The organism is Adlercreutzia aquisgranensis, from assembly GCF_943193145.1.
Lineage (GTDB): Bacteria > Actinomycetota > Coriobacteriia > Coriobacteriales > Eggerthellaceae > Xiamenia > Xiamenia aquisgranensis.
In genome coordinates this window covers 1-16019 of sequence record NZ_CALPDA010000019.1, presented here as the reverse complement: position 1 = coordinate 16019, position 16019 = coordinate 1, and the positions used below count along the sequence as shown (strand labels likewise).

Genomic DNA, 16019 nt, shown 5'->3' with positions numbered 1-16019 from the left:
AACCCCGGCAGCGGGAGCATGGCCGAGGGCTGGAAGAAGCTCGGCTCCGCCTGGTACTACCTCAACCCCGGCAGCGGAAGCATGGCCGAGGGCTGGTTGCGCGTGAGCGACAAGTGGTACCTGATGGGCTACTCGGGCGACGGCGCCATGAAGACCGGCTGGCAGAAAGTGGGCGACACCTGGTACCTGATGGGCGGACCGGACGATGGCGCCATGAAGACCGGCTGGCAGAAGATGAACGGCAAGTGGTACTACCTGGGCGAGAGCCATGACGGCGCCATGGCGACCGGTTGGCGCAAGATCGGCGGAACGTGGTACCTGTTCGGCGGCTCCGGAGACGGCGCTATGCGAACGGGGTGGCAGTACGTGGGCGGATTGTGGTACTACCTGAGCGCTTCCGGCGCCATGGTGACCGGCTCCCAAACCATCAACGGCGTGGTGCGCAATTTCGGCGAGAACGGTGCTTGCCTCAACCCTCCTGCCGAACCCGCCCTTGAGCCGCTTCCCGGTGAAACACAAGATCCCGTGCCTTCCGAGAAGCTGCTCACTATCATGGGGGCGCCCGAGTCGACGGTGGCGCAGATGACCCAGGCCTACATGCGCACCAATGCCGTTTACCCCGCTGCGGCGCTTGGCAAGGGAGGGGCGCCCACCATCAAGGACTTCTGTCAGATCATCTACGATGAAGCCGTGGCCGAAGGCGTTCGTCCCGAGGTGGTGTACTGCCAGGTCATGCACGAGACCGGCAACCTTAAGTTCGGCGGCGACGTGAAGATCGAGCAGTTCAACTTCGCCGGGATCGGCGCCACCGGAGGGGGGGCGTCGGGCAATTCCTTCAAGGATGTGCGGACGGGCATTCGCGCCCAGGTGCAGCACCTGAAGTGCTATGCCTCCAGCGAGCCGCTCAACCAGGCATGCGTCGATCCCCGTTGGTGGGATGCCCTGCGCAGCACCGCCGTATACGTGCAGCATCTGGGTATCCAGGAGAACCCCAACACCGTTCGCAACGAGGACGGCACCATCAAGACCGGCCGCGGTTGGGCGACTGCCAAGAACTACGGCTACACGTTGGCCAACAGCATCAAGCTGTACTTCGGCGTGGAGTAGCCTTCTCCTTTTCGAGCGGGCGGAACTGCTGCGGTGTCCGCGCATCCATTGCGAAACGAAACGAGGCCCTGCGTTGATGCAGGGCCTCGTTGCATTGACGCGTAGCGGCGGTAAAGGGCCGCAGCCTTTCTTCTCTAGCCCAGGAAGTCCTCGAGAATCTCCTCCTCGGCTTCCTCCTCGGTAAGTCCCAGGGTCATAAGCTTCACGATCTGGTCTCCGGCGATCTTGCCGATGGCCGCCTCGTGGACGAGCACGGCATCCTCGCTGGCCGCCTCGATGCCGGGGATGGCCGTCACCTTTGCCTTGCCCATGATGATGGCGTCGCACTGCACGTGCCCGCGGCACTCCGCCTCGCCGATGACCAGGGGGTTGAAGATCTGCACGGAGTTGTCCTGGGCCACGCTGCGCGAGATGACCTGCACGCTGGAGCCCTTGCCCACAAGCTCGATCTTCATGTTGGAGGTTGCCGTCTGGTCGTCGTGGGTCAGCAGCTTCTCGGTCAGCACCAGCTTGGCGTCCTCGTGCAGCACCGCATTGGTGTCGCGGACCGTGGAGGAGACGCCGCGCAGCTGGATGAGTTCCATCTCGCAGCTGGAGCCTTCCTCCATCTCCACGTTGGTCACCGGGTTCAGGATGCGCTCGCCGGTGCCTTCTCCTTCGCCGTAGTGCTTCTCCACGTAGCGCACGCGGGAGTTCTTGCCGCAGAAGAAGCTGTGGATGCCGTCGTGCTCGGAGGTGGCATGGGAGTCGTTGTGGATGCCGCAGCCGGCCACGATGGTGACGTCGCAATCCTCGCCGATGTAGAAGGAGTTGTACACCACGTCCTTGAGGCCTGCCTGGGTGACGATGACCGGGATGAACACGGTCTCGCCCTTGGTGCCGGGCTTGATGGTGATGTCGATGCCGGGGTTGTCGGTCTTCGTCGAGATCTCGATGTTGGCCGAGGAGTGCCGCTCCACCAGCTGCCCGTCGCGGCGGATGTTGAAGGCGCCGTTGGGCATGCCGTGGATGTTGGCTATCTCGGCGAGAAGGTTCTCGTCGATGGGTGAAAGGTCTACTGCCATGGTGTTCTCCGTTCGTGGATACGGGACAGGTTCTCGCTGCGTCACGGCGCTAGCGCGAACCCGGCGGGGTTGGTTGCGCTAGCAGGTGGTGGGAATCTCGGTCAGGTGCAGCTCGGTGGGGGTGGACAGCTGGCAGCCGGGAACGCCCTTGGCTACGAAGCCCAGCGTCGGCAGCATCTCCGCCGGCGTGCCTGTGGCCTGCACCTTGCCGTCGCGCAGCAGCACGATCTCGTCGGCCAGCTGGATAATGCGCTCCTGATGGCTGATGATGACGATGGACCGGCCGTCGCGGGCTTCGTGGATGTCTCGGAAGGTCTCGGTCAGGCGGTCGAAGCTCCACAAATCGATGCCGGCCTCGGGCTCGTCGTAGATGGCCAACGCAGGGTCGCGGGCCAGGATGGTGGCGATCTCGATGCGCTTCACCTCGCCGCCCGAGAGCGACTTGTCAACCTCGCGGGTAAGGTAGCTGGCCGAGCACAGGCCTACCTTGGCCAGGTACTCGTTGCAGGCCAGCATGGGCAGCTTCTTGCCTGCGGCGATGTCGAGCAGCTTCTTCACCTTCATGCCCTTGAAGCGGGCCGGCTGCTGGAAGCCGTATCCGATGCCGGCCTGGGCGCGCTCGGTGATGGACTGGTCGGTGATGTCGCGCCCGTTGAAAATGATCTGGCCCGACGTGGGCTTCTCCACGCCCATGATCAGCTTCGCCAAGGTGGACTTGCCGCCGCCGTTGGGGCCGGTGATTACGGTGAACCGGTCGTCGGGGATGGTCAGGCTCAGCTCGTCGATGATGCGCTTGGTGCCGCCTTCGGGCGTGGGCACTTCGAAGGTGAGGTTCCTCAGTTCAAGCATTACGGCGTTCTCCCTCTGTTGCTGTGTGCGGTCGAGGCCGCCCGGTTTTCGGGCGGCCAAACCCTATCGAATAGCTAGGTATTGTACCTCAGTCGGTAGCATTTGTCATCGCTGGTTTTGATTGTCGTCATCGCGCCCGTCGTCGACCAGGGCTACTACCGAAAGCAGCGGGTCAGCGGCGCTTGCGGCTGCCGACTGGGCGATGATGTCCTTGTTGCCGAACACGCAGACGGCCTGCTTTCCCAACGCGCTTCGCAAGGGCTCGCCTAGGGAGCGCAGGTCCTCCGCAGTGGTGCCGACGACGCCGTTGCGGATGCGCATGCGGCTTTCAGGGTCGCGTCCCGCCAGCCATTCGCCGTCCTGGCGTCGGATGAGGGCGCGGGCCTTCTGGGGCTGGTCGATGCCGGCCGCCGTGGCCACCACGTAGCCCTCCAGCTCGTCGGCTCCGAAATCGACCGATTCCAGGTACTCCACGCTTCCGGCGAAGCGCTGCAGCGTTTCGTCAAGGTGCGGGTCGCGGTAGGAGTAGAAGCACGCGTTGGCGTTGGCCTTGGCCTGGAACCCCGTTCCGTAGGCGCCGCCCTTCACGCGTACCTCGTTCCACAGGTAGTCGTAGGAAAGCGCCCGAGCGGCCACCATCCACCGTCCCAGGTCCTCGTCGTCGGGGATGCGGGGCAGCTCGCCGCCCGTGGCCACGTAGCAGACGTCGGTGGGCACCGTGAAGGCCTCGTTGCGCTGCTGCGGCTGGGGGGACGTCAGGCGCGGGGAAGCGGGCACTTCATCCCTTGCGGGCGCGGCTAGCCGCGCCTCCTCGCCCCAGAACCTGTCGAAAGCGCCGTCGTCGCCGGTGAAGCTGACCAAGGTGCGTTCGGCGCCCATCAGCCGCGCCGCCAGCTCCTCCAGCTGGACGATCAGCGCTTCCTTGCGCTCGTCGAAGCAGTCGAGCAGCTCTTTCAGGAACAGGTAGAACCCTATGCCCTCCAAGGCGTCGGCCAAGGTTGCGGCGGGGCGGTAGTAGCTGCTCAGGCGCGCCATGGCGAAGCTGTGTCCCGCGGAGGCGAAGGACTGCTCCATGGAGATGCGCCGCTGGATAAGCCTGTCGTGGATGCGGTCGGTGTCCGAGAAGTCGGTTTCCAGCATGATCTCTCGCACCAGCCCCGAAAGGTGCTCGACGTTCTCGTGCAGGGCGGAGGACCCTATGCGCAGGCAGGCGGTAGGGCCGTCCGGCGGCGTGAGGCCGTTGTCGAAGGTGCGCCGGGCCGGGTCGAAGACAGTGGCCGACACGCTGAAGTTGCCCAGCAGTCCGTTGGTAAGCGTGTCGATCTGCGCTGCGCTGTGCTTGGCCGTGGGCAGCTTGCCCAGCGTCATGGCCAGAACGCTCACGTAGGGGAGCTCGTCGAAGGAAACGCCGCTCAAGTCGAAGAGCCGGTAGACGTAGGCGATGCCGTGGGTCGGCACGTGGTGGCGCAGGCACGGCAGCACGGTGCCCTCCACCATGCCGTAGGCGGGCTCCTCGGGCGCATCGGCGATCTCGCTCAGGGGCAGGCGGGGCAGGGCGGCGAGCGCTTCGGGGGAGTCGGGCTGCTCCTGTTCGTCGCGCAAGCGCGCCTCGTCGGCGGCGATGCGTTCGAGGTCGGCGTCGGAAAGCTCCTGCATGACGGCTTTCAGGCGCGCCCGCTCTCCGGCGTCCGCGTCATCGCCCGCGGGCACCACCTCGGCCAGGGCGTTGTGCGCCGACTCCAGAAACACCTCGCGAGCGAGGTCGGCGAAGTAGGAGGTGTCCAGGGCCTCGCGCAGGAAGGCGAAGTCGTCCTCGTACTTTAGGTAGGTGGTGGCAAGCCGGTCGTCGTAGAGCCATCCCGACAGGCTGCTCATGGCGTACACCACGCCGTCAGCCATGCCGAAATCGTGCTCGCGTATGACGAACTCGGCTCGGGACAGCGATGCCTCCAGAAGCGTTCGGTCGAGCCCTCCCGAGGCCAGCCTCTCGAGCTCCCTTTCCACCACGGCGCGGAAGCGCTCGGCCGCACCGGGGCGCAGCCCTCGCAGCTCGAGGACGGCGAAGGGCTGCAGCAGGGAATCGGCCACGTACCCGCTCGCGTCGTCGGCCAGGTCCGCATCCAGGATCGCCCGCTTGAGCGGCGCCTCGTTGCTGCCCATGATCGCATCCAGCAGGATGTCCACGGCGGCCAGACGCGTTTTGTCGCGGGCGCCGCCCACCACGTACCCCAAGGCGCAGCAGGCGTTGCTGCGGGCGGTGGCCATGGTGCACCGGGCGTGGGGGACGACCACGGCGGCCTGCTCGGCCAACGCGTTCGGTGTCAAGGGGGGCAGCCCTTCGGAGCGGCGCGCATCGTCCGCGGCGCGCTGCTCGTCGGACACGGGGGAAAGGTAGCCCTCGTCGAAGAAGGCCAGCATGGCGTCCAGGTCGAGGTTGCCGTACAGGGTGATGTAGCTGTTGTCCAATCGGTAGTGGCGCCGGTGATCGTCCAGGAACTGCTCGTAGGTGAGCTCCGGAATGCTGGCAGGCGTGCCGCCGGATTCGAAGCGGTAGGCGGTATCGGGGAAGAGCGAGGCCTGCAGCAGATCGAACAGCACCGAGCTGGGCTCCGAGAGCGCCCCTTTCATCTCGTTGTAGACCACGCCGTTGTACGCAAGCTCCACGTTGCCGGCGCGCTCGTTTGCCGCCAGCTCCTGCCGGGCCGCCTCGCCAAGGCCCGCATCGGCCGCGGCGTTGCGGGCAAGCTCGTAGTGCCAGCCCTCCTGCATGAAGATCTCGGGCTTCACGTAGATGTTGGGGTGCAGCACCGCGTCCATGTACACGTCGGCCAAGTTCATGAGGTCGCGCATGTTCGTGCTGGCCACGGGGTACATGGTCTTGTCGGGGAAGGTCATGGCGTTCAGAAACGTCTGCATGCTGCTCTTCAGCAGGTTCACGAACGGCTCCTTCACCGGGAACTTCCGGGAGCCGCACAGCACGGAATGCTCCAGTATGTGGAACACGCCGGTGTCGTTTGCGGGAGGGGTCTTGAAGGCGATGGAGAACGACTTGTTGTTGTCGTCGTTTTGCAGGTAGAGAAGTCGCGCGCCGCTCTTGCCGTGGCGCATGGTGTAGGCCCGCCCGTCTATCTCGGGCAGGTCCTCGGCCGTCTCCACGGTGAACCCGTGCAGGTGTTCGCCGACGCTTGGTTCCATAGGTGCTCCTTCCGTGCTCGCTCGTTTCGGCCATTGTCCCACAACGGGCCAAGGGGCCCTGTCGGGCGGAAGCATCCGCAACGTTGCCGAATACCTCGTTCATTGAATCTCCACTTCCCATCGGAAAGCGAAAGCGTTATAGTTTCCGCCAAGCTGAGTCCCTATTCGAAAGGATCTTCGTGCACAACCCGGCTAGCATCCCGACCTCCTTCATGGCTTGCGCCGCGTTCGCGGTGCCCATGGTCGGCGCCTGGTGGTGGAATCGAAGAAACTGATTCTGGGTCTCTCGGCTTTCATCCTGCGCATACTGAAACGCCCCTTGGAGATCCAGGGGGCGTTTTTCTATGCGCAGACATGTTGGGCTGCGCGGGCAGCAAAGGGTCGGCGGCCGGAAGAGGTCGCACGCAAGAAAGGAAGCATCATGGCACAAGCAACGGCATCCGGTGTTTCGGAGCAGTACACCCAATCTGACGGCGTTCCGTACCGTCTGTACCTGCGACAGGACCAGATTCCCACCCAATGGTACAACCTGCGCGCCGATATGCCCGAGCCTCCCGAGCCCATGCGCCTTCCCGACGGCAAGGTGGCAGAGGCCGCCGACATAGCCCCGGTGTTCTGCGATGCGCTGGTGGCCCAGGAGCTGGACGATACCACCGCCTACTTCGACATCCCCGAGGGCGTGCAGGAGATGTACAAGGTGTACCGTCCCTCGCCCCTGTGCCGAGCCTACAACCTGGAGCGCGCCCTGGGCACGCCGGCGCGCATCTACTACAAGTTCGAGGGCAACAACACCTCCGGCTCCCATAAGCTCAACTCCGCCATCGCCCAGGCCTACTACGCCAAGGAGCAGGACCTGGACAAGATCACCACCGAGACGGGCGCCGGCCAGTGGGGAACAGCCCTTTCCGAGGCGGCCGATCATTTCGGCGTCGACCTGGACGTGTTCATGGTGAAATGCTCCTACGAGCAGAAGCCCTTCCGCCGATCCATCATGGAGACCTTCAACGCCACGGTGACCCCCTCGCCCTCCGACACCACCGAAATCGGCAGGAAGATGCTGGCGGACAACCCGAGCTCCACCGGGTCGCTGGGCACCGCCATCTCCGAGGCGGTGGAGCGCGCGCTGCACGTGCCCGAGAACAAGGGGCGCTACCAGCTGGGAAGCGTGCTCAACCAGGTGCTGCTGCACCAGTCCGTCATCGGCCTGGAGAGCTACACGGCCCTGGAGGAGCTGGGCGAGTACCCCGACATCGTCATCGGTTGCGCCGGCGGCGGCTCGAACCTGGGCGGGCTGATCTCGCCGTTCATGCGCGACAAGCTCAACGGCACCCATCCTGACACCCGCTTCGTCGCCGTGGAGCCCGCCAGCTGCCCCAGCCTCACGCGCGGCAGGTACGCCTACGACTTCGCCGATACCGGCCAAACCTGCCCGCTGGTGAAGATGTACACCTTGGGCAACGGCTTTCAGCCCAGCCCCGACCATGCGGGCGGCCTGCGCTACCACGGTATGAGCCCCATCGTGAGCAAGCTCAAGCACGACGGCTACATGGAGGCCGTGGCCGTGAAGCAGACCGACGTGTTCGCCGCTGCCGAGGAGTTCGCCCGCCTGGAGACCATCCTGCCGGCCCCGGAGAGCGCGCACGCCATCTACCAGGCCATCCAGGAGGCGAAGGCATGCGCCGAGAGCGGCGAGGAGAAGGTGATCCTGTTCGGGCTGACGGGCACGGGCTACTTCGACATGTACGCCTACGAAGCCTTCAACAAGGGCGAGATGACCGACCATGTGCCCACCGACGAGGAGCTGGAGGCGGGATTCGCCACCATCCCCTCCATCCCGGGCATCCAGTAGGCGCGCCGCCCCCCGGCAATCTGGTATAGTGTTTCCGCCTTCCCTCGACGGGTCTCGCCCGCGCGGGGAGGCGGTTTGCACGACGGCGCTCCATCAGGCGCAACGAGGACGAGGAAGACCCATGGCAACTGATACCTTCGAGGCCAGCAAGCGACGCAGCGACCAGCTGCGCGAGGATTTGGCCGTTCATCCGAAAAAGTACACGATGCTCACCGGCGACCGCCCTACGGGCCGGCTGCATCTGGGCCACTACTTCGGCACCATCCGCGAGCGCGTGCGGCTGCAGGATATGGGCATCACCACGCGCATCGTCATAGCCGACTACCAGGTGATCACCGACCGCGACAGCACCGAGCATATCCAGGACAACGTGTACAACATGGTGATCGACTACCTGGCCTGCGGTATCGACCCCGAAAAGACCGTCATCTTCACCCATTCGGCGGTGCCGGCCCTAAACCAGCTCATGCTGCCCTTCCTGTCGCTGGTATCCGAGGCGGAGCTTTTGCGCAACCCCACGGTGAAGTCCGAGCAGGAGGCGTCGGGCCACAGCCTTACGGGGCTTCTGCTCACCTATCCGGTGCACCAGGCCTGCGACATTTTGTTCTGCAAGGGCAACATCGTGCCGGTGGGCAAGGACCAGCTGCCCCATATCGAGCAGACCCGCCAGATCGCCCGGCGCTTCAACGAACGCTACGGGCGCGTGTTCCCCGAACCCGAGGGCCTGCTCACCGACGCGGTGGAGATTCCTGGCCTGGACGGGCGGAAGATGTCGAAGAGCTACGGCAACGCCATCTCGCTTTCGGCCACGGATGCGGAGACGGCCAAGCTCATCAAGAAGTCCCAGACCGATTCCGAGCGCTTCATCACCTTCGACCGCGAAGGGCGACCCGGCGTGTCGGCGCTGCTGACCACGGCGGCCCTGTGCACCGGGCGCGACGAGACGTCCATCGCAGAGGAGATCGGCAACGACGGCGCCGGTGCGCTCAAGCGCTACGTCACCGAGAGCGTGAACGGCTTTCTCGCCCCCATTCGCGAGCGGCGCCGCGAGCTCGAGGGGGACATGGGCTACATCGCCGATGTGCTGCACGACGGCAACGCCCGAGCGAACGCCATCGCCGAGGAAACCCTCGGCCAGGTGCGCGAGGCCATGGGCATGGTGTACTAGCGTCTCGCAGACCGTCCGCGTGCGAAAAGGGAGCCGGCGCCTTGCCGGCTCCCTTCCGTTTCGGCTGCCGCTTCGCTTCGGGGCGGCCCTAAAGTGCCTCGTCGCCCGCTTCTCCCGTGCGAATGCGGATGACCTCTTCCACGGGCACGATGAAGATCTTGCCGTCGCCCACCTGGCCGGTGCGGGCGGCCTTCTGGATGACGGCTACCAGGCTGTCCACCGCCTCGTCGTCCACCACGACCTCGAACTTCACCTTCGGAACCATGTTCAGCAGAACCTCGGTGCCGCGGTAGTACTCCTTCCAGCCGTGCTGGTTGCCGCAGCCCATGACCTGGCTGACGGTCATGCCCTTCACGCCGGCTTCGAACAGGGCGTCCTTCAGGGGTTCCAGCTTCTCGGGCCGCACGATCGCCGTAATGCGCTTCATCTAGCTCACCTCTCCTTTCCTAGTCCAGGCCCACGTAGGCGGGGTAGGCCGACTCGCTGTGCTCCGCAACGTCGAGGCCCTGCGCCTCCGCTTCGCCGCTCACGCGCAGGCTGCCCTTGAAGCATGCTTTGACGATCAGCCCCAAAACGATGTCGCAGACGCCGACGAAGGCGATGGTGACGAGGATGCCCAGGACCTGGCTTCCCAGCAGCGAGAAGTCGCCCGTGTAGAGCAGGCCGCCGTATTCGGTCCAGCTCAGCTCGGGCAGGCAGAAGATGCCGGTGAGCACGCCGCCCACGATACCGCCGACGCAGTGGCAGCCGAAGGCGTCAAGGGCGTCGTCGTAGCCCAGGCGCACCTTCAGCTTCGAGATGGCCAGGTAGCAGATGGGGGAGACTGTGATGCCGATGACCAGCGCCGCCCAGGGCTCCACGAAGCCGGCGGCCGGCGTGATGCCCACAAGACCTGCCACCAGGCCCGTGCAGGCGCCCACCAGCGTGGGCTTGCCTACGGCCAACCGCTCCGTCACCATCCACGATGCCACGCCGGCGCCGCTGGCGCACACGGTGTTGACCAGGGCAAGCGCCGCGATGCCGTCAGCCGCAAACGCGCTTCCCGCGTTGAACCCGAACCATCCGAACCACAGAAGAGCCGCGCCCAGGGCGATGAAGGGCACGTTGTGGGGCCGGTAGCTCATGGCGCCGAAGCCCTTGCGCTTGCCTACGAGCACCGCCAGCACAAGGGCGGTGAGTCCTGATGAGATGTGGACCACGTCGCCGCCGGCGAAGTCGAGCGCCCCGATGACGTCGCCGATGAGCGAGCCGTCCCCGCCCCACACCATATGCGCTAGCGGCGGGTAGACAACTACCGTCCATACGGTCAGGAACGCCACCACGGCCCCGAAGCGCATGCGCCCAGCCACGCCGCCGGTGATGATGGCCGTGGTGATCATGCAGAACGCCATCTGGAACACGATGTCCACCATGGACGGGTACGAGGCGTCTGCCACGGCAAGCTGCGCCTCAGCCAGCATGGCCTGGGTGCTCCCCAACAGCAGCAACTGGTCGAAGCCTCCGAAGATGGGGTTTTCGCCGTTGCCGCCATAGGCCAGCGACCAACCGAAGAGAGTCCAGGTCAGCGCCACTATGCCGATAACGACGAAAACCATCACCATGGTGTTGCCGACGTTCTTGCGCCGCGACAGGCCTCCGTAGAAGAAGGCCAGCCCCGGTGTCATCAGCAGCACGAGCATGGTGCAGACGAGCATGAACGCGCTAGAGCCGCTATCCATTTGTTTCCTCCTGTTCTGTGCGGTAACCAACGCCTGCGATGATGGAACTCCCAGGTTTCAGGCGTGTGAAATGGGCATTCAGTTAATGGAGGGGAAACGTCGATTTAACAGATGCGACTTCGGCGCACGAAAAAGGCCCCGCACAGGCGGGGCCTTTCGGAGTTTAATGGCTCCTCGAGTAGGACTCGAACCTACAACCCTCCGGTTAACAGCCGGATGCTCTGCCAATTGAGCTATCGAGGAATGTCGATGCGCAAGCGCAAGACGATATTATAGCGGAACGCGTTAGGGGTGCAAGGGGGGAATTTGTGAAGATGCGTCGATGCGGCGAGGGGCGCGGCGGTGCGAAGGCGGCGGGCGGCGGGCGGAGGGTTTTGCGACTGCGCGGCACATCTTGCTGCGGGACGGGACGAAAGCCTTTATACTTAGCGGTTGCCGTCTTCGCGCCCGGCTTTGCGGTCGCGCAGCGGGGCGGCCTTGTTGACTACGCAATCCATGGAGGGCATGACGCCATGATCCTGCAGCTCGAGCAGATTTCCAAATCCTTCGGCGGACGCACGCTGTTCTCCGGCGTCTCGCTGCGTCTGGAGGAATACGACCGATTGGCCCTGGTAGGCCCCAACGGCGCCGGGAAGACCACGCTTCTGAACATTGTCTCCGGTCAGGAGGACGCCGACGAGGGCCGGGTGGTGCTCGCCAAGGGCGCGCGCGTGGGCTACCTGGAGCAGGAGGCTATCGAGATGGAGGACCGCTCCATCTTCGGGGAGGTTATGGCGTCGCAGGTGGAGGTCTTGGAGGCCGAACAGCGGCTGCACAGGCTGGAGGCATCGCTGGGCGAGAATCCCACCGAGCAGCAGCTGGCGGCGGCCGGGCGCGCCCGGGACGCCTACGAGGTGCTGGGCGGCTACACCATAGAGGCGAAGGTGCGAAGCGTGCTGTTCGGCCTGGGCTTCAAGGAGGGCGACCTTGGGCGGTCGACCTCGGAGTTCTCCGGCGGCTGGCAGATGCGCATAGCCCTTGCCAAGCTGCTCATCCGCAACCCCGAGGTACTGCTTTTGGACGAGCCCACGAACCACCTGGACTTGGAGAGCGTCCGCTGGCTGGAGGGGTTTCTGCGCACCTACGAGGGAGCGGTCATCGTGGTGAGCCACGACCGCGCCTTCATGGACAACATGGTGGACCGCGTGGCCGAGGTGGCCGACGGCACCGTGAACCTGTACAAGGGCAACTACACGGCCTATCTGAAGGCGCGTGAGGAGCGTCTGGAGCGGCTGCGGGCCGAGCGCGCCAAGCAGGACGAGGAGATCGCGCACCTGCAGGCCTTCGTGGACAAGTTCCGCTACAAGGCCACGAAGGCCAAGCAGGCTCAGGAGCGTGCCCGGCGCATCGAGAAGATCATGGAGAACCGCATCGTGCTTCCCGAGGAGAAGAAGACGGTGCACTTCAACTTCAAGCAGCCGCCGCGCACCGGTGACATAGTGGTGAAGGCGCGCGGACTGCGCAAGGCCTTCGGAGACAAGGTGGTCTACGACGGCCAGGACTTCACCATGTACCGCGGCGACAAGATAGCGCTGGTGGGGCCCAACGGCGCCGGCAAGTCCACGCTGCTGAAGATGGTGGCCGGGGTGGAGGCGCCCGATGCCGGCACCATCGAGTGCGGCGTGCACGTGACCAAGACCTACTACGCCCAGCACCAGCTGGAGGAGCTGCATGCGGGCAACACCGTGTTCGAGGAGCTGGACCATGCGGCGCCGGGCTGGACCATGTCCCAGGTGCGCACGCTGCTGGGCGCCTTCCTGTTCACAGGGGATGCGGTTGACAAGCGCGTATCGGTGCTATCCGGCGGCGAGAAGAGCCGGCTTGCCCTGGCCAAGATGCTGGTGGCTCCCAGCCCCCTGCTGCTTTTGGACGAGCCGACGAACCACCTGGACATCGCCAGCGCCGACATCCTGGAGCAGGCGCTGCGGGCCTTCGAGGGCACCATCCTGCTCATCACCCACGACCGCCATCTCATCCGCGGCGTGGCGAACCGCATCGTGGAGGTGACGCCGGGCAAGCTTTCCGTCTACGACGGTGACTACGACTACTACCTGTACAAGTCGGGCCAGCTGGAAGGTGCCGCCCCTGCGGGCGAATCGCTGGTGGACGAGGTGGTGGGCGCTTCGGGCGCGCCGGGGAAAGCTGCCGAGGCGAAGGGCGGCAAGGGGCGCGTGGTGGCGGTGAACAAGCACGCTCGGCGCGAGGAGGGCGTGCGCGCCGCGAGCGCCGGTGCCGAGGCTGCTGGGGCCGCAGGCGGCGGGGGAGCTAAGGCGGAGCTCACGGCGGCCAAGGGAAGCGCCCCGAAGTCGAAGGAGCAGAAGCGGCGCGAGGCCGAGGCGCGCAACCGCGCCTACGCGGCCCTGAAGAACCACCGCAAACGCATCGCGCAGCTGGACGAGCAGATGGAGCGCGACAACAAGCGCATGGAAGAGCTGCTGGCGCTCATGGCCGACCCGGACTTCTACATCAACGAGGACGCTTCCTCCGACGCCATCGCCGAGCATGCGAAGCTCAAGAAGCGCTTGTCCGATGCCGAGGAGGAGTGGTTCATGCTCACCGAGGAGCTGGAGGCGGAGATGGCCCGCCAGGCGCAGCAGGCCTAGGGGTTCGCGGAGCATGTGGCGTGGGAGAAGGGCTGTTGCGGCTGTGGTTTCGGAGAGGTGTTTCCTATGGTGAGCATCGTGCTGGTGGAGCCGGAGATTCCGCAGAACACGGGCAACATCGCCCGCACCTGCGCCTGCTTGGGAGCGCCGCTGCACCTGATAGAGCCCATGGGGTTTCGCCCCACCGAGCGCAACCTGCGCCGGGCCGGGTGCGATTACTGGGACAAGGTGGACATCACCTGCTGGCCCTGCGCGCAGGCGTTCTTCGATGCGTGGGAGGCCGGGGAGCTGGGCCAAGGCGCGCTGCACCTGTTCACGGGTCAGGCGTCCGCTCCCTACCACAAGGCATCCTACGGCGATGGCGACTTTCTGGTGTTCGGTCGCGAGAGCCGCGGGCTCGATCCGATGCTGATCGACGCCTACGCGGACCGCTGTCGTCGCATTCCCATGGCAGACGGTGCCCGCAGCCTGAACCTTTCCAATGCCGTGGCCATTGCCGCCTACGAAGCATGCCGTCAGCAGGGATGGCCCGGACTTACCTAGCGCGATGGCTCGGGGCACCTCGACGGTGCCGCACATAGTGCATGACGGCGAGGTTTTGCAGGAAACAGCGCAGAACCCCGCTGGTATGCGCTGTATCCATCGGGATGCGGCGGTGCGGAAGTGTGGTGCGCGGGAGTGCGGAATGTGTGGTGTGCGGGATATACGGTGGCCGGGAGATATGGGGCGTTTTGCCGTCGCGGCGGTGCGCGCGTTCGAAAAGCGCTATCATCGGTCTCATCCGCTCAGCAAATCCAAGGAGGTCGCCCATGGCGCGCGTGTACAACTTCTCTGCCGGCCCCGCGATGCTGCCCGAGGAGGTGCTGCGCCAGGCGGCCGACGAGATGCTGGACTACCGAGGCACGGGCATGTCCGTCATGGAGATGAGCCATCGCAGCGCTGCCTACAAGGCCATCATCGAGACGGCCGAGGCCGACCTGCGCGAGCTGCTGGATATCCCCGGCAACTACCAGGTGCTCTTCCTGCAGGGCGGCGCCACCCAGCAGTTCGCCGCCATTCCTATGAACCTCATGCGCAGCAAGGTGGCCGACTACATCGTGTCGGGCAGCTGGTCGAAGAAGGCCTTCAAGGAGGCGAAGCTCTACGGCCAGGCCAACTGCGTCGCTAGCTCTGAGGACGGCAACTTCTCCTACGTGCCCGACGTGGAGGGGCTTGCTTTCAGCCCCGACGCCGACTACGTCTACATCTGCCAGAACGAGACCATCTACGGCACCCGCTACACGAAGCTGCCCGAAACCGGCGACGTGCCGCTGGTGACCGATGTGAGCTCCATGTTTCTGTCCGAGCCCATGGACGTGAGCCGCTTCGGCCTTATCTACGGCGGCGTGCAGAAGAACGTGGGACCCGCCGGCGTTACCATCGTCATCGTGCGCGACGATCTGATTCGCGAGGACGTGCTTCCCTTCACGCCCACTATCATGCGCTACACCACTCAGGCCGAGGCGAAGAGCCTGTACAACACGCCGCCGGCCTACGGCATCTATATCTGCGGCTTGGTGTTCCAGTGGCTTAAGCGCCAGGGCGGCCTTGAGGCTGTGCAGCGTATGAACGAGCGTAAGGCGAACCTGCTCTACGAGTTCTTGGATCAGTCGCAGCTGTTCAGCGGCACCGCCCGCCGCGAGGACCGCTCGCTCATGAACGTTCCCTTCGTCACCGGCAGCGCCGATCTGGACGCGCTGTTCGTGGCCGAGGCCAAGGCTGCCGGCCTTGAGAGCTTGAAGGGCCATCGCAGCGTGGGGGGCATGCGGGCGAGCATCTACAACGCCATGCCCTACGAGGGAGTGGAGGCCCTGGTCAAGTTCATGGAGCGCTTCGAGGCCGACCACCGCTAGAGTTGAGCGGTCGGGCCTGCCTCGGCAGCTGCTCGCAGGACGCTCCCGGGTTGCGAGCAGCGCTACAGGTCCGGCTGCCCGTTGGGCCAGAGCACTTGGTCTTTCAGCTCGTCGAAGCGCTCGCGGCTGATAAGCCCCTTGTCGAAAGACCGGCGCAGCTCCACGATGCGTTCGTAGGCGACATCGGGGTCGATCGAGTCCTCCGAGGGGCAGGTCGCAGGGGCTTGCGGGGAAGGAGCGCCGGGCTTCTGCTCGGCAGGGCTGTTCGATGAGCGGGGAAAAGCGCGCACGGTCTCTCTCCTTCGTCGTGTCCGCGAGGGCGCCCGGAAGGGCTTCTGCACGGGGTCGGTCTTGGCATAACCAGACCTTAGGCGTCGGAAAAAAGGGCTTGTTGCGCAACATGAAACTTTTTTCCGGGCCTAGAATGGTGCAGTCCGCCCGCCGACCCTGCGAACGGCTGGGGGGTGTTCCTATAGTTTTGTCAACTGATTTCCTGGATTGATTTTCGCCAAGAAGGCAATGCTAGCGCGGGGCC

At 65.1% G+C, this 16019-nt stretch carries 12 protein-coding genes and 1 tRNA gene; 6 read left to right on the top strand and 7 right to left on the bottom strand.

What is annotated here, in order from left to right; all coding sequences use genetic code 11:
- On the top strand, positions 1 to 1107 hold a 1107-nt coding region (locus NFR41_RS10275; protein ID WP_251231774.1), incomplete at its 5' end, for a glucosaminidase domain-containing protein.
- Positions 1108 to 1241: 134 nt separating this feature from the next.
- On the opposite strand, the gene NFR41_RS10270 is transcribed toward NFR41_RS10275, so the two are convergent.
- From NFR41_RS10270 to NFR41_RS10260, 3 genes are all read right to left on the bottom strand, one after another.
- Positions 1242 to 2171, bottom strand: a complete 930-nt coding sequence (locus NFR41_RS10270; RefSeq protein ID WP_251231773.1) for a SufB/SufD family protein — start codon at positions 2169 to 2171, stop codon at positions 1242 to 1244.
- 78 nt (positions 2172 to 2249) lie between these two features.
- Positions 2250 to 3020, bottom strand: coding sequence for an ABC transporter ATP-binding protein (locus NFR41_RS10265; protein ID WP_251231772.1), 771 nt, complete (start codon positions 3018 to 3020; stop codon positions 2250 to 2252).
- A 105-nt stretch (positions 3021 to 3125) separates the two neighbouring features.
- Positions 3126 to 6215, bottom strand: coding sequence for an insulinase family protein (locus tag NFR41_RS10260; RefSeq protein ID WP_251231771.1), 3090 nt, complete (start codon positions 6213 to 6215; stop codon positions 3126 to 3128).
- Between the two features lie 421 nt (positions 6216 to 6636).
- Between NFR41_RS10260 and NFR41_RS10255 the strand changes: the two genes are divergently transcribed.
- Positions 6637 to 8064 (top strand): TrpB-like pyridoxal phosphate-dependent enzyme, encoded by a 1428-nt coding sequence (locus NFR41_RS10255; RefSeq protein ID WP_251231770.1) that lies wholly within the window; start codon positions 6637 to 6639, stop codon positions 8062 to 8064.
- 121 nt (positions 8065 to 8185) lie between these two features.
- Entirely contained in the window at positions 8186 to 9232 is a 1047-nt protein-coding gene (gene trpS / locus NFR41_RS10250) for a tryptophan--tRNA ligase (protein ID WP_251231769.1), read from the top strand.
- 88 nt (positions 9233 to 9320) lie between these two features.
- Here trpS and NFR41_RS10245 read toward each other — a convergent pair whose 3' ends face one another.
- The 3 genes from NFR41_RS10245 to NFR41_RS10235 form a co-directional block, all read right to left on the bottom strand.
- Complete coding sequence (locus tag NFR41_RS10245; RefSeq protein WP_251231768.1) at positions 9321 to 9659, bottom strand: P-II family nitrogen regulator; 339 nt, start codon at positions 9657 to 9659, stop codon at positions 9321 to 9323.
- 19 nt (positions 9660 to 9678) lie between these two features.
- Positions 9679 to 10950: an ammonium transporter gene (locus NFR41_RS10240; RefSeq protein ID WP_251231767.1), complete on the bottom strand. Its 1272-nt coding sequence runs from the start codon at positions 10948 to 10950 to the stop codon at positions 9679 to 9681.
- A 167-nt stretch (positions 10951 to 11117) separates the two neighbouring features.
- A tRNA-Asn gene (locus tag NFR41_RS10235) sits at positions 11118 to 11193 on the bottom strand.
- Between the two features lie 269 nt (positions 11194 to 11462).
- Between NFR41_RS10235 and abc-f the strand changes: the two genes are divergently transcribed.
- The 3 genes from abc-f (at position 11463) to serC (ending at position 15484) form a co-directional block, all read left to right on the top strand.
- Positions 11463 to 13592 (top strand): ribosomal protection-like ABC-F family protein, encoded by a 2130-nt coding sequence (abc-f, locus tag NFR41_RS10230; protein WP_251231766.1) that lies wholly within the window; start codon positions 11463 to 11465, stop codon positions 13590 to 13592.
- A 66-nt stretch (positions 13593 to 13658) separates the two neighbouring features.
- Positions 13659 to 14135 (top strand): tRNA (cytidine(34)-2'-O)-methyltransferase, encoded by a 477-nt coding sequence (locus NFR41_RS10225; RefSeq protein ID WP_251231765.1) that lies wholly within the window; start codon positions 13659 to 13661, stop codon positions 14133 to 14135.
- 266 nt (positions 14136 to 14401) lie between these two features.
- Complete coding sequence (gene serC / locus NFR41_RS10220) at positions 14402 to 15484, top strand: 3-phosphoserine/phosphohydroxythreonine transaminase (protein WP_251231764.1); 1083 nt, start codon at positions 14402 to 14404, stop codon at positions 15482 to 15484.
- 62 nt (positions 15485 to 15546) lie between these two features.
- On the opposite strand, the gene NFR41_RS10215 is transcribed toward serC, so the two are convergent.
- Positions 15547 to 15774 carry a hypothetical protein gene (locus tag NFR41_RS10215; RefSeq protein WP_251231763.1) on the bottom strand — a complete coding sequence of 76 codons (228 nt, stop codon included), beginning with the start codon at positions 15772 to 15774 and terminating at the stop codon, positions 15547 to 15549.
- Positions 15775 to 16019: the final 245 nt, after the last annotated feature.

Bases quoted from the DNA above. Each gene is read 5' to 3' on its own strand.
- NFR41_RS10270 (WP_251231773.1), bottom strand. From the start codon at position 2,171: ATGGCAGTAGACCTTTCACCCATCGACGAGAACCTTCTCGCCGAGATA.
- NFR41_RS10225 (WP_251231765.1), top strand. From the start codon at position 13,659: ATGGTGAGCATCGTGCTGGTGGAGCCGGAGATTCCGCAGAACACGGGC.
- NFR41_RS10240 (WP_251231767.1), bottom strand. From the start codon at position 10,950: ATGGATAGCGGCTCTAGCGCGTTCATGCTCGTCTGCACCATGCTCGTG.
- NFR41_RS10260 (WP_251231771.1), bottom strand. From the start codon at position 6,215: ATGGAACCAAGCGTCGGCGAACACCTGCACGGGTTCACCGTGGAGACG.
- NFR41_RS10255 (WP_251231770.1), top strand. From the start codon at position 6,637: ATGGCACAAGCAACGGCATCCGGTGTTTCGGAGCAGTACACCCAATCT.
- abc-f (WP_251231766.1), top strand. From the start codon at position 11,463: ATGATCCTGCAGCTCGAGCAGATTTCCAAATCCTTCGGCGGACGCACG.
- serC (WP_251231764.1), top strand. From the start codon at position 14,402: ATGGCGCGCGTGTACAACTTCTCTGCCGGCCCCGCGATGCTGCCCGAG.
- trpS (WP_251231769.1), top strand. From the start codon at position 8,186: ATGGCAACTGATACCTTCGAGGCCAGCAAGCGACGCAGCGACCAGCTG.
- NFR41_RS10245 (WP_251231768.1), bottom strand. From the start codon at position 9,659: ATGAAGCGCATTACGGCGATCGTGCGGCCCGAGAAGCTGGAACCCCTG.
- NFR41_RS10265 (WP_251231772.1), bottom strand. From the start codon at position 3,020: ATGCTTGAACTGAGGAACCTCACCTTCGAAGTGCCCACGCCCGAAGGC.